The organism is Nocardia asteroides, from assembly GCF_021183625.1.
Lineage (GTDB): Bacteria > Actinomycetota > Actinomycetes > Mycobacteriales > Mycobacteriaceae > Nocardia > Nocardia asteroides_A.
Window position 1 is genome coordinate 3,785,517 of sequence record NZ_CP089214.1, and the last position, 13,167, is coordinate 3,798,683.

Here is a 13,167-nt window from a genome sequence, read left to right on the forward strand (position 1 = left end):
CGGCGGCGTGAACACCCTGGGGACAATTGGGGACAAATCGGAACCTGTGCACAACCGGCGTTCGCGAAGACCGCAGGCCACAGCCGGATCGGTTACTGTGTCGCTCGCACGGAACACCGCGAACCCTGCGCCGTTCCCCCGAGACCACAGGCGACTTCCTATGGCACAGCTGTTCGAGCAGTCGAAGAAGGTGATCGAAGCCCACCTCGCCGGCACCAGTGTCCGCGCGATCTCCGGCTCGATGATCGCCTACGAAGGAAACGTGCAGTTCAAGTCCGCCGGATTCGGCGGCGGCGACGGCGTGCTGGCCGGGCTCAAGCGCCGCGCCACCGGTGAGAAGCTCTCGCTCATGGAGTGCGGCGGCAACGGCCGCGTCTTCTTCGCGGTGAACGGGCAGAACGTCACCGTCGTGAACCTGAACAACGAGACGCTGCAGGTGGAGTCGCAGCAGTTGCTCGCCTTCGCGGGCAACCTGCGCACCGACATCCGCTTCGCCGGGGTGCGCGGCGCCACCACCGGCGCGGGGCTGTTCACCACGACGGTCACCGGGCAGGGCCAGGTGGCGCTGCTCTCCGCGGGCGGCCCGCTGATCCACCTCGAGGTCAGCCCGCAGTACCCGCTGATCGTCGATCCGGACGCCTTCGTGGCGGCGCAGGGCAATCTCAACCAATCCTTCGTCACCGACGTCTCGTGGCGCACGGTCATGGGTTCGGACGCGGGCGAGGCGTTCTCGCTGCGCTGGGACGGGCAGGGCGTCGTACTGATCCAGCCCGCGGAACGGTAAGGGGCGCAGCATGTTCGAGAAGGTCAACGGCAAGGTCGTCAAGGTGAACACCGGCGCGGCGGGCGGCGTGGTCGCGCGCAAGGGCGCGATGCTCTTCTACACCGGCGACGTCTCGTTCTCCCCGCACCAGATCGCGGGCATGGGCGGCGGCGGCATGGGCGGCATGGGCGGCGGCATGATGCGCATGGCCGGCCGGATGATGGCTGGCGAGCACGAGAGCACGATGCTGGCCCAGGGCAACGGCGAGGTGCACTACGGCCTGGCCGGGCTGGAGGTGCACGTGGTGCAGATGCAGCAGGGGGCGGTGCTCCGGGTGGAGGCCTCCCGGCTGCTGGCCAACTCCGCGCAGCTGCAGAGCTCGATCGTCTCGGTGGCGAGCTCGAACAGCGGTGGCGGCGGTGGTGGCGGCGGCATCATGGGCGCGCTGCGCGGCGCCGCCTCCGGCGCGCTCACCGGGCAGGGCATGTTCACCACCCAGCTCAGCGGCCAGGGCGCGGCGGTGCTGCTCGCGCACGGCGGGTTCCTGGAGTTGCAGGTGGGCGGGCCGAACCCGATCGTGGTCGATCCGCAGGCCTTCGTTGCCGCGTACGGCAATGTGCAGACCGAGCTGAAGACGGCGATGAGCTGGCGGGACGCGGTCGGCCGCGGCGCCGGTGAGGCGATGCAGCTGCACTGCGTCGGCCAGGGCATCGTCTACGTGCAGGCCTCCGAAGAGAAGTTGTGAGCCATGAGCCAGATCCTGAACCCCATGAATCTCGGTGAGAGCGACAACATCCCGGGAAACAGCTACGCGTACTCCATCGACCTGAACAAGCCCTGGTTCATGCGCAAGGGCGCGATGATCGCCTACTACGGGCAGATGAACTTCCAGGTGCTCACGCACGGCCTGCACGGCGGGCTGCTGAACATGGTGTCGCAGCAGTTCTCCGCGCCGCTCTTCACCAGCGATTACGTGGTGGCCGAGGGGCAGGGGAAGCTGATCATCGGCGACCGCGGCTACGACATCAACTCCTACGACCTGGACGAGGGCAACCTCACCATCCGCGCGGCGAACCTGCTCGCCTTCGAGCCGGGGCTCTCGCTGAACCAGTCCATCGTGCCCGGCTTCCTCACCCTGATCGGCACCGGCAAGTTCCTCGCCTCCTCGAACGGCCCGGTCATGTTCGCCGAGCCGCCGCTGCGGGTCGACCCGGAGTCCCTGGTCGGCTGGGCGGACTGCCCGTCCCCGAGCCACCACTACGACCAGCGCTGGATCACCGACTTCCTGGCGGCGGGCGCGGCGCGGTTCGGCGTCAGCTCCGGTGAGGAGCGGCAGTTCGACTTCACCGGCGCGGGCACCGTGCTCATCCAGTCGAGCGAGAAGGTGCTCAGCGATTCCCAGGTGGTCCGCACCATCGAGGGGCAGCTGCAGAGCGGGATGACGGTCGGCGGGCTGCAGCGGTTGCAGGGCGTGATCACCCAGCAATTGGCCGGACAGCAGCAACAGTACTGAGAACGGCTGCGCGCCGGTATATTCGGGCGCGCTCCGCCGATCGACTCGGCGGGCCGCGAATTCTCGCGGTCGCAGGACGAACGAAGGACAAGGATGTCGATCCGCCGCGCCGGTAGGCGAACCATGGTCGCGGCGGTACTCGCCGCCTGCCTGATCGGCTCGGTGAGCCCGGCTCTCGCCGAGCCCGCACCGGCCCCGAACGTCGTGACCGCCAAGGCGGTCGCGCCGGGCGGCTCCTACGTGGAGAAGGTGGAGGCACTCAACGCGCGCAACGTCCGGCTGCACATCCACTCGGCCGCCATGAACAAGACCCTGCTCGTGGATGTGCTGCGGCCCGCCGACACCTCGGTGCCGCGGCCCTCGCTCTACCTGCTGAACGGCGCGGGCGGCGGCGTCGACTCGGCCTCCTGGCAGCGGATGACCGACGCGCTGCAGTTCCTCGGCGACAAGAACGTCAACGTGGTGCAGATCATCGGCGGCGCCTGGACCTTCTACACCGACTGGAAGTCGACCGACCCGGTCCTCGGCGTGAACAAGTGGAAGACCTACATCAGCGAGGAGCTGCCGCCACTGGTCGACGCGGTGCTCGGCACGAACAAGGTGAACGCCATCGCCGGGCTCTCGATGTCCGGGGTGTCGGTGCTGAACCTGGCCATCGCCAAGCCGGGGCTGTACCGCAGCGCGGCCGTCTACAGCGGGCTGGCGCAGACCAGTGACCCGATCGGCCAGAACATGGTGAAGGTCACCGTGGAGACCTGGGGCGGCGGCGACGCCGAGAACATGTGGGGCCCGGCCGACGACCCGCTGTGGAAGGCGAACGACCCGATCGTGAACGCCGAGCAGCTGCGCGGCACCGACCTGTTCGTCTCCACCGGCAGCGGGGTCCCCGGCGTCTACGACGAGCCGGGCGGGAAGTTCCGGCTGGAGAAGCCGGCCGACACCCCGCAGACCGTCGCGATCGGCGCGGTCATCGAGGCGGGCGTCAACTGGTCCACGCACAACCTGGACAATCGCCTGCGCGAGCTCGGCATCCCCGCCACCTTCGTCTACCGCGACAGCGGCACCCACTCCTGGGGCTACTGGCAGGACGACCTCAAGGCCTCCTGGCCCGTCCTGGAGAAGGGCCTGAACTCCCAGCCCTGAAGTCGCCCTGGCCGAGCCGGGTGCGGCGGTGACCGCGCGGGCCGCAGGCCCGGCCGGGTGGGGTGCGGGGTAGGCCGACGGCCTACCCCGCGAGCCTTTTCGCCACCGTGGCGGCGGACGCACGGACGCCGGTGTGGAACCACTCCACCATCTCGGCCCCCGCATCGGCCCCCCGCGACTCCGTGAGCACGAGATTCGGGCTGCTCCAGCCCAATTCCTCCAGCTCCCCGTGCCGCGGCCGGACAGCGAGATCCGCGGACGCGAGCAACTCCGCGTCCAACGCCCCGTCCCCCGCGGCGAGCAACGGCGCGTCGAGCGCCAGCCGACCCTCGTCGAGCAACCGCCGCCGAACCTCGGCAACGGCAACGCTCTTGCACACCGCCACCGGCATGGCATAGATCTTCCGCCCCTGCTGCGAGGCACTCCACCCGTGCGCCCGGCACCACCCGTCCCACTCCGCGAGGAACCCAGCGGGCATGGCCGCCACGTTCACCACCAGGTAGCAGAAGAGCTCGTCCGCCTCCCGGAACTTGAGCACCCAGGAATCGTCGATCCGCCGCAGCAGCTCGGCCCGCACCTCGGCCAGCCCGGCCCCGCCTGCCGCCGCCTCCCGCCCGGCCGCCGCCCGCCACGCACTATCCGGCTCCCCGTCGACCAGCAGGTTCCCGCCGTTGCTCGTCACCGCGTACCGGAACGGCCCGCCGGGCAGCGCGATCCGCCGGTACTGCTCGATGGTCCTGGTGGTGGTCGGCAGCACGACGGCGAGCCCGGCCAGCTCCCGGAGCCGGAGGGCGGCCCGCTCGGTCATGAAGGAGAGCGGCTCGCCGTCCAGATACTCCACGCAGACCAGCGCTTCGGCGTCCCCGCTCGCCGCCAGGGAGTAGATCATGGTGCGGTCCAGGTCGGTGGCCACCAGGGCCGGTAGAGCAGAGCTCACTGCACGTCCTTGATCAATCCCATGCACGAATAGGCCAGGTCGGGCACGACCTCGACCGGGACCTCCCGCGCCGCGGCCAGCATCCGGATGTGCGCGTGCTCCGGCGCGTCGGCCGCGCGCACCAGCACCCGCCACGGCACCCGGCGCAGCAGCACGCGCGTGGTCTCCCCGACCCCCGGCTTGACGAAATTGACCGTGCCGATGCCGTACTCGGCGCGCACCCGCTCCACCGACGCCCATCCGGTCCAGGTCGGGGTGCGGTCGCCTGCCCGGAGCGCCGCCACCTGCGCCGGAACCCGGTCGCGCACGGTGTCGAAGGCCGCGGTGACGGTGTCGAGCAGCCGCCCGGAGACGTCGTCGGCGGCGAGTTCGCGGTAGAACTTGGCGCCGTGGAAATCGCGGGGCCCGATCAGCTCGGCGTTGAGCACGGTGCGGGAGACCAGCCCGGAGACGGTGGAATTCAGGCAGGCCGAGGCGATCAGGAAATCGTCGCGGGTGCCGAAGGTGCGCACGCAGTTGCCCGGGTCGGCGAGCACCGCGAGCTCGCCGTCGAAGCGGGCGCCGCCTGCGGCGCGGTACTCGTCCAGCGCGGCGGTGAGCTCCCTGGCGATGGCGCCCTTGCCGGTCCAGCCGTCCACGAAGACCACCGAGGCGGGGTCGTGCTGCGCCGCCAGGTAGTCCAGCGCCACCGCGTCGATGCCTCGATCGCGCACGATGGACACGGCGTAGTGCGGCACCTCCAGCGCCGGGCTCCGGCGCTGCAGCCAGCGCCGCATGAGGATGCCGATCGGCGTCCCCGCCCTGGCCAGCGAGGCCAGCACCACGTCGTCTCCGCGCTCGGCGACCACCAGCTCGGCCACCGTGCCGACGGCGAGCGCGAGCCGCTCGGCGCTGTCGGCGAGCACCTTCTCGAACAGCTCGCGGTAGGCGGCGTCCGGCTGGAACTCGATCGGCAGCGACTCCGCGTAGTGCGCGACCCCGGCCTGGATCCGGCGCTCCCGCTCCGCCACATCGGCCTCCAGGTCGAGCGCGGAGAGGTCTTTGAGCAGCCAGGCCACCTCGTCGGCGGCGTAGGAGCCGAAGTCCGGGCCGTACAGCGGCTCCGGCAGCGCGCGGGCTGCGCGCAGCGACCGCGGATCGGCGCCGGGAACCACCGCGACCAGCACGTCGGCGCCCGCGGCGGTGAGCACGTCGAGCAGCCCGCCCGCGGCGGTGAGCGCGGGGGTGTCGGCCGGTTCGTCCAGTACCAGCACGAGCAGCGGGTCGGCGCCGGGCCAGGCCGCGTTGTAGAGGTAGCGCGGCGCGGCGTCGCCGGACTCCGGCGCGGTGAACCGGAAACCGCGGCGCAGCGGGTAATCCGGCTCGTCCAGCACGTACGCCGGTGAGCGCGTCGTGGTCTGGAACCGCGCCGGGGTACCCGCCGCGGCCAGTGCCCCGGCCAGGCGAAGCGGCAGGTACATGAGCTCCTCGTGGCCGATCACGACGACCGGCCGGGCCGGGTCGAGCCCGCTCCGCAGCTCCGCCGCGGCGGCGTTCAGCGCCTGCTCGAACCCGGGCAGATCGGTGCGCAGGAACCCGTGCCGCCCGCCCTCCGGAACGGCGTCGGGCCACGGCAGCCGCACCCGCGCCACCGAACCTCGCCGCGCGGCGACCGGGTTCAGCCGGTGCTCGGGCAGCGCCGCCACCGCGGCGGGCAGGTCGGCGGGCACCTCGGCGCGCCCCGCCGCCAGGCACACGGTGTCGATCCGGGCGCCCAGCTCCGCGGCCGCGGCCTCGACCTTCGCCCGATCCGCCGCCGTGCGCATGTCGACCAGGCTGGCCAGCACGTAGTGCGTGCGCGGCGCGACGGCGTGCAGCGCGCGCAGCGCGTCCAGCGCGGTGGCCCCGGTCGAGATCTCGTCGTCGACCAGGACCAGCGGCAGCCCGTCGGCGAAGACCTCGGCGGGCTCCGGCTGCAGCAGGTGCGAGGTGGCGTGCGAGTGCCCCTCCTCGAACCCGGCGAGCGTATGCGCGCCAGGCACCGCGCGGCGGGTGGAGTGCAGGTAGCACCTGGCGCCGATCCGGGCGGCGACGCAGTGCCCGAGCCCGGTCGCGGTCTCGGCGAAGCCGAGCACGACGGCGTCGCTCGCGCCGAGCCGCTCGCGCACCAGGTCACCCAGGCGATTCCCGGCGTCGAGCACCGCGGCGGGGTCGGTCGGGATGTGCTTGCCGAGCACCGTGGAGACCAGCAGGTGCGCGCGGCGCTCGTTGCCCTTGCGCAGCCCCGGCTCGATCAGCCCGGGATCGGCGCCGGCCGGGTAGCTGAGCGCGACCCCGAGCTCCCTGGTCGCCCAGCTCATTCCGTCACCAGCGCGGTGAGCAGGTCGACGAAGGAGACGCCCTTGTTCGCCACCCCGAAGACCCGCGCGCGCAACACCGTCTGCCTGGCCCAGCTGCGGTGCGGGCGCATCTCGTTCATCTTGTTCCGGTAGCCGGAGGCCGCGACCCCGCCGACGTCGGCGCGCAGGATGTCCAGGGCGTCCGAGTACTCCTCGTGCGTCACCACCGAGAGCGCGTGCACGGCGGCCACGTGCGACGGGTGGATCACCGTCTTGCCCTGGATGCCGTTGGCCCGGTCCAGCGTGATCTCCCTGAGCAGCCCGTCCAGATCCCGGCTCACCAGGTACTGGCGGAATTTCACCGCGTCCGACTCCTCGAAGGGGGCGGTGCGCAGCAGCGGCCGGAACATCCGCTCGTGGTCGGCGAAGTACTCCCAGACCGGGCCGGTGATCACGAAGCCGGAGCCGTCGGCGCGGCCGAGGTAGTTCACGATGTCGGCGATCACGTCGGCGACCACCCGGACGTCATAGATGGTGAGGTCGCGGTCGCGGCGGATGCCGAAGGTGGCGCACATGTCGGTGGCGCCGACCCGCACCGCGAGCACCTGCTCCCGGTGCGCGGCCAGCAGCTCCGCGATCCGGGTGAGCTCCCGGTCCCTGGTCTGCCGGTGCACCAGCGCCGCCGACTCCAGCACCGGCATGGCGTACACGGTCCGGCCGAGCCGCTGCGTCGCCACCGCGAGCGCCGCGAAATAGGAGGGGCCACTGAGGCTGTCGAACTTGGGGAAGACGAAGCCGGTGAGCACCGCGGCGCCGGGGCCGAGCGCCTCCGCGATCTCGGTGATGGTGGCGGCGTCGCGCACCCGCACGAAGAGCATCGGGTTGGGGTCCGGGTCGGCGGCGAGCTCGTCGAGCACCGCGACCGTCTGCGCCTTCGCCCACTCGACCTCGTGGTCGGCGACCGCGTCCTCCAGGTCGATCACCATGGAACAGACCCCGCGCGCGGCCCGGCGGCGGATGGTTCCCGCCAGGTCGTCCCTGGTCGCCGGGACATACAGCGTCGCGCCGAGCGCGATCGCGAGCAGCTCCCGCTCGTCGCCGTCGCCGAACGACTGCGGCCGCCGGTGGAACAGCTCCGGCGCCCTTCCCGCCGGCAGCTGCCGGAAATGGCACAGCAGCTTCCGTTTGCGCAGGGAGACCTCCTGCGCGACGGCAACGCTCGCGGTCATCGCGGCCCCGTCCTCATCCTCGTCGTTGTCCTGGTTCTTTTCGCATGCGATCCACCACGCCGGTGATGAATTCCGCGATGGTGTCGAGCTCTGTGACGTATGCCCAGTAGTTCGGGTGCCTACCGGTCAGGGCGGCGGCGGCGCGATCGATCCGGTCGATCTGAGCATCGAGTACCGAACCCCATTCGGCGACGAGCCCTCGGCTCACCGCGAGCATCTGCGCGTCCCGCAGCCGGAATCGTACGGCCTCGGCCTTGGAATTCGGGTTCGCGGCGACCTCGCGCAGCAGGGTGAGTCGCCGGGTGACGGCATCGACCTGCTGCTCGGCCGCCGCGAGGCTGGCGCGCGCGGAAGTGGTCAGTTCAAGCGCGGTCTCCGGATCGTGCGCGGCCGCCGCGGCCCGCGCACCCGCGAGGGCGGTGTCCGCGGCGGCGACGGCCTGCTGGCTATCCCGCTCATTGTTGGTCAGATCCGCCGAACTCGCAGCGTTGAACTCGCGCAGCAGCGCCGAGTAGGCGGCGGCGAGCCCTTCGGCCCTGGTCCGGACGGCGGCGATGCGGGTGGTCACCGAGGCGATCGCATTGGCCGAGGCGCCGCGTCGAGAAGGGGCCTGCGCCAATGCTTCCGACAGCAGCGCGGTCAGCTCGCGCAGCGCGATCGCGGCGGCGCGCACCCGGCCGGGCCCGGCCGTGGTGGCCGCGGCCAGTGTGAGCAGCGCCTCATCCACCGCGGCGACCCCGGAGCGAATCGAGCGGTATCCGGCGTACTCCGAGCTCGCGGCGGCACCGAGCACCCGCTCCGCCTCGGTGCTCACCTCCTCGGCGAACCGGGGCACCGCGCCGAGCACCGCGACCGCGTCCGCCAGCCGGGCCCGGTTCGCGTTCCAGAACTCGTCCACCGCGCGCGCCGCCTCGGCGAGCTGCCTGGTGACCTGCTCGGCGCGCGGCGCACCGCCCGGCACCTGGGTGCCGTCCCGCTCCGCCGCCTCCAGGTCGTCGTTCAGGGCCAGATACACCTCGGCCGCCGCGTAGCAGCGGTTGCGGACCGGTTCCCAGCGCCGCGCGAGCGCCGGATCGGGCCGCACCTCGGCGACCGCCCGCACCGCCGAATCGGCAGCGCTCTGCCGTCGGTCCATGTCGAGAAAGGCCGCGACCACACCGGCCCGAGCCTGCTCGATCCACTCGTCGCGCCCCGACGAGCCGAACCATCCACGCCTGCGCCCTGCCACGCCCCGATCGTAGGAGATGGCCCTGAGTGCCGGTTCCTACGCAAGTTCGCCGAAACCTACTAGTGTCGTATGGCGTACCCGGCGATTCGGACATGTCGGGATCACACACCGACCATCGAAAGGGATTCCCGCATGGGTGTCAGTCTGTCCAAGGGCGGCAACGTTTCGCTGAGCAAGGCAGCCCCCAACCTGACGGCCGTCGCGGTCGGCCTCGGCTGGGACGTCCGGACCACAACGGGTACCGACTTCGACCTGGATGCCAGCGCCATCGCGGCGGGCGCGGACAAGAAGGTCGTGTCCGACCAGCACTTCGTGTTCTTCAACAACCTGAAGTCCCCCGAGGGCGCCATCGAGCACGCCGGCGACAACCGCACCGGCGAGGGCGAGGGCGACGACGAGGTCATCAACGTCGACCTGGCCAACACCCCGGCGAACATCGAGAGCATCGTCTTCCCGGTCTCGATCTACGACGCGGAGACCCGCCAGCAGTCCTTCGGCCAGGTCCGCAACGCCTACATCCGGGTCTCGGATCGCAGCAACGGCGAGGAGCTCGCCCGCTACGACCTCTCCGAGGACGCCTCCACCGAGACCGCGATGGTCTTCGGCGAGCTGTACCGCAACGGCGCCGAGTGGAAGTTCCGCGCCATCGGCCAGGGCTACGCCTCCGGGCTGTCCGGCATCGCGCGCGACTACGGCGTCAACGTCTGACGCACGACCACGCGTGAGGGGGCCCGGTAACGGGCCCCCTTCTCGTGCGGTGTCGTCCCAGGTGGACAATGCGCGGCGACGCATTCACCCTGGACGGCGGTCAAGTCCGGCCTCGACAACGAAAGGTCCCCCCGGTGGTCCTGCGCATATTCGGCCTCTCCGGCCTCGTCACAGTGATCTCACTGGTCGCGGCCTTCCTGTACGGCGGCCCGACCGCACTGTTCCTCTGCCTCATCCTCGGCATCCTCGAGGTGTCGCTCTCCTTCGACAACGCCGTCATCAACGCCACGGTCCTGCGGCGGATGAGTGATTTCTGGCAGAAGATCTTCCTCACCGTCGGCATCCTGATCGCTGTCTTCGGCATGCGGCTGCTGTTCCCGCTGGCGATCATCTGGGTCACCGCGGGGCTGAACCCGGTGCAGGCGTTCGACCTCGCGCTGAACCCGCCCGCCGACGACGCCGCCTACTTCCCGGACGGCAGCGCGAGCTACGAAACCCTGATCACCGACGCGCACCCGCAGATCGCGGCCTTCGGCGGCATGTTCCTGGCGCTGCTCTTCCTGAACTTCATCTTCGAGGAGCGCGACATCACCTGGCTGAGCTGGCTGGAGAAGCCGCTGGCCAAGGCGGGCAAGCTGGACATGCTCTCGATCGTGGTCTCCGGTATCGCGCTGGTGCTGGCCGCGGAGTTCCTGGCCGACGACGACAACCGCGCCACCGTGCTGCTGGCCGGGCTGCTCGGCATGATCACCTACATCGCCGTCGACGGCCTCGGCTCGATGTTCCATACCGAGGAGGTCGAGGACGACCTCGACGAAGCGGGCAAAGAGCTGGATGGCAAGCGCACCGGCCCCTCCGAGCTGGCCAAGGCCACCGGTAAGGCGGGCTTCTTCCTCTTCCTCTACCTGGAAGTCCTCGACGCCTCGTTCTCCTTCGACGGCGTCATCGGCGCCTTCGCCATCACCGCCGACCCGATCATCATCGCGCTCGGCCTCGGCCTGATCGGCGCCATGTTCGTCCGCTCGATCACCGTTTACCTGGTCCGCCAGGGGACGCTGTCCGAGTACGTGTACCTGGAGCACGGCGCGCACTGGGCGATCGGCGCGCTCGCCACCATCCTGCTGGTCTCGATCGGCGTGCACATCAACGAGATCATCACCGGCCTGGTCGGCGTCGCCTTCATCGGCGCCGCCTTCTGGTCGAGCATCCGGCGCAACCGCAAGGCGGCCGCCGCGGAGGCCGGCAACGAGCCGGCGACCACCCCGGTCGCCTGACCGTCACGCACCACCCCGCCCCGGAGCGGCAGCGAGATTTCGCTGCCGCTCCGGGCATTTCCGGGGTCGCGCGCGTTAGGCTCGGAGCCACCTGACCACCGTGTCGAGTTGGAGGGGGATCGCGATGGCGGCCGACAACCGGGCCGGGACCGGCGGCGTCGACCTGAACAAGGTGACGCTCTCGAAGGCGGCGCCAAGCGTCGACCTCGCCAAACCGGGGGAATCGCAGGGGGTTCTGCGCGTCAACCTCCGCTGGGCCAGCGGCAAGCCCCGGCTCTTCCGCCGCGGTGGCTCGATCGATCTGGACCTCGGCTGCCTCTACGAACTCGCCGACGGCAGCAAGGGCGTGGTGCAGGCGCTCGGCAACAACTACGGCTCGCTGCACGCGCCGCCCTTCATCGAGCTGGACGGCGACGACCGCAGCGGCGGCTCGGTCGGCGGCGAGACCATGCGGATCGATCTCGGCCGCCCGGAACAGTTCCGCCGGGTGCTGATCTTCGCCTTCATCTACGAGGGCGTGCCGAACTGGGCGGCCGCCGACGGGGTCGTCACGCTCTTCCCGACCACCGGCCCGCAGATCGAGGTGCGGCTGGACTCCCCGGTGAACGACGCCCGCTCCTGCGCCATCGCGCTGCTCAGCAATACCGGCGGCCGGATCTCGGTGCGCCGCGAGGTGAACTACATCAGCGGGGCGCAGCAGGCGCTGGACGAGGCGTACCGCTGGGGGATGCAGTGGCGCGAGGCGCGGAAGTGACCCGGTCGTCGCGCTGCTCGGCCCGCAGGAACAGCACGAAGAACACCGCGAGCAGCACCGCCCGCCCCCAGACCCCGAACTGCACCACGTTCTCCAGCGGCTCGACACCATCGCCGGTGCCGAGCGCGGAGAAGTAGCGGAAGACGCCGACCCCGATCGCCACATCCGCGACCAGGTAGGCGCCGACCAGCCACCCCGGCACGACGAGCAGCACGAGGAACGGTACGAGCCACAGCGTGTACTGCGGGCTGTGCACCTTGTGGAAGAGCAGGAAACCGCAGAGCATCGCGCCGCTCACGCCGACCCACGGGTATACCCCGCTGCGCTGCCAGCGGCGCCGTCCCAGCCACAGCGCCAGCGCGAACGACGCCAGGATCAGCACCGGCGAGGCGAACGAGACGGTGTGCTGGAAGTTCTCCTCACCCGCTGAGCTCGCCGGGTAGAGCGGGCGCAGCCCCCAGTACCAGAGCGAGTTCGTGGTGATGTCGGCCTGGCGCAGCCGCTGGAAGGCGAACGAGGCCCACCAGCCCTCGAACCCGGCCAGCGCGAACGGCAGGTTCACCAGCAGCACCGTGCCCGCGGCCGCGGCACCGGTGAGCAGCGCGCCGCGCAGGTCCCGCCGCCCGCCCGGCCCGGCGCCGCCGGTGAGCACGTACGCCATCAGCGGGAGCACGAAGATGCCCGGGTAGAGCTTGAGGCAGAAGCCGACCCCGAGCAGGACCGCCGCCGCCACCCCCCGGGTCCGCAGTGACCAGCGCGGCACCGTCACCACGTACACCGCCGCCACCGCGGTGCAGACCACCGGCAGCTCCCAGTTGTGGAAGGCGTAGAGCACCAGCGGGGTTCCGATCGCCCACAGCAGCGCGGCGGCACCGGCCATCCGGGCCAGCATCCACGCCGTGAGCAGCGCGAACGGGGCGAGCAGCAGGGCCGACCAGCGCAGGAAGTCGGCGTCGGTGTGCGCCGGGATCGCGCCGAGCCACATCAGCACCCCGCTCAGCACCGGGTACTCCACGACGCCGCCGACCAGCGCGCCGTCCGGCGTGATCGAGCCGTCGATGTACGGGAAGACGTGGTTGTCGATATCCCGGCCCAGCCAGAGGAACTGGATGTCGGAGTAGCAGACGTCGGCGTCCTTGGCGGAGTCGAAGACCGCGCTGCGGCCGTCCGGCTGGAACGGGGCGCCCGCGCACCTGGCCTTGTTCAGGTAGCCGAGCACGAGGGTCAGCCCGCAGAGCAGCAGCACCGCCGTCGCGAGCGCCGCACGGCGGGTGACCCGGCGTCCGATCGGCATGGAGCC

General features: G+C 71.1%; 12 protein-coding genes. 7 read left to right on the forward strand and 5 right to left on the reverse strand.

Annotated features, from left to right (window positions below; all coding sequences use genetic code 11):
• The first annotated feature begins 160 nt into the window (after window positions 1–160).
• The 4 genes from LTT61_RS18035 (at window position 161) to LTT61_RS18050 (ending at window position 3,419) form a co-directional block, all read left to right on the forward strand.
• Window positions 161–784, forward strand: a complete 624-nt coding sequence (locus tag LTT61_RS18035; protein WP_233015268.1) for an AIM24 family protein — start codon at window positions 161–163, stop codon at window positions 782–784.
• 10 nt (window positions 785–794) lie between these two features.
• Entirely contained in the window at window positions 795–1,508 is a 714-nt protein-coding gene (locus tag LTT61_RS18040; RefSeq protein ID WP_233015269.1) for an AIM24 family protein, read from the forward strand.
• Window positions 1,509–1,511: 3 nt separating this feature from the next.
• Window positions 1,512–2,276 (forward strand): AIM24 family protein, encoded by a 765-nt coding sequence (locus LTT61_RS18045; protein ID WP_233015270.1) that lies wholly within the window; start codon window positions 1,512–1,514, stop codon window positions 2,274–2,276.
• A gap of 93 nt (window positions 2,277–2,369) precedes the next feature.
• The gene (locus LTT61_RS18050) at window positions 2,370–3,419 is read left to right on the forward strand and encodes an alpha/beta hydrolase (RefSeq protein ID WP_233015271.1); all 1,050 of its coding nucleotides are present in this window, start codon (window positions 2,370–2,372) and stop codon (window positions 3,417–3,419) included.
• 82 nt (window positions 3,420–3,501) lie between these two features.
• Here the strand turns inward: LTT61_RS18050 and LTT61_RS18055 are convergent, their stop codons facing one another.
• The 4 genes from LTT61_RS18055 to LTT61_RS18070 are packed head-to-tail and all read right to left on the reverse strand — an operon-like array spanning window position 3,502 to window position 9,131.
• Window positions 3,502–4,308 (reverse strand): HAD family hydrolase, encoded by an 807-nt coding sequence (locus LTT61_RS18055; RefSeq protein ID WP_233021065.1) that lies wholly within the window; start codon window positions 4,306–4,308, stop codon window positions 3,502–3,504.
• 44 nt (window positions 4,309–4,352) lie between these two features.
• Window positions 4,353–6,695 carry a phosphoribosyltransferase gene (locus LTT61_RS18060; RefSeq protein WP_233015272.1) on the reverse strand — a complete coding sequence of 781 codons (2,343 nt, stop codon included), beginning with the start codon at window positions 6,693–6,695 and terminating at the stop codon, window positions 4,353–4,355.
• Complete coding sequence (locus LTT61_RS18065; protein WP_233015273.1) at window positions 6,692–7,903, reverse strand: HpcH/HpaI aldolase/citrate lyase family protein; 1,212 nt, start codon at window positions 7,901–7,903, stop codon at window positions 6,692–6,694. The genes LTT61_RS18060 and LTT61_RS18065 overlap by 4 nt, the downstream gene beginning before the upstream one ends.
• 13 nt (window positions 7,904–7,916) lie before the next feature.
• On the reverse strand, window positions 7,917–9,131 hold the full coding sequence (locus LTT61_RS18070) for a hypothetical protein (protein WP_233015274.1): 1,215 nt from the start codon (window positions 9,129–9,131) through the stop codon (window positions 7,917–7,919).
• 132 nt (window positions 9,132–9,263) lie between these two features.
• Here LTT61_RS18070 and LTT61_RS18075 point away from each other — a divergent pair, with 132 nt between their 5' ends.
• The 3 genes from LTT61_RS18075 to LTT61_RS18085 all read left to right on the forward strand — a co-directional run bounded on the left by LTT61_RS18075 (window position 9,264) and on the right by LTT61_RS18085 (window position 11,867).
• Entirely contained in the window at window positions 9,264–9,839 is a 576-nt protein-coding gene (locus tag LTT61_RS18075) for a TerD family protein (RefSeq protein WP_233015275.1), read from the forward strand.
• A gap of 134 nt (window positions 9,840–9,973) precedes the next feature.
• Window positions 9,974–11,113, forward strand: a complete 1,140-nt coding sequence (locus LTT61_RS18080) for a DUF475 domain-containing protein (protein ID WP_233015276.1) — start codon at window positions 9,974–9,976, stop codon at window positions 11,111–11,113.
• A 124-nt stretch (window positions 11,114–11,237) separates the two neighbouring features.
• Window positions 11,238–11,867 carry a TerD family protein gene (locus tag LTT61_RS18085; protein ID WP_233015277.1) on the forward strand — a complete coding sequence of 210 codons (630 nt, stop codon included), beginning with the start codon at window positions 11,238–11,240 and terminating at the stop codon, window positions 11,865–11,867.
• On the opposite strand, the gene LTT61_RS18090 is transcribed toward LTT61_RS18085, so the two are convergent.
• Window positions 11,797–13,161: a hypothetical protein gene (locus tag LTT61_RS18090; protein WP_233015278.1), complete on the reverse strand. Its 1,365-nt coding sequence runs from the start codon at window positions 13,159–13,161 to the stop codon at window positions 11,797–11,799. The genes LTT61_RS18085 and LTT61_RS18090 overlap by 71 nt on opposite strands.
• Window positions 13,162–13,167: the final 6 nt, after the last annotated feature.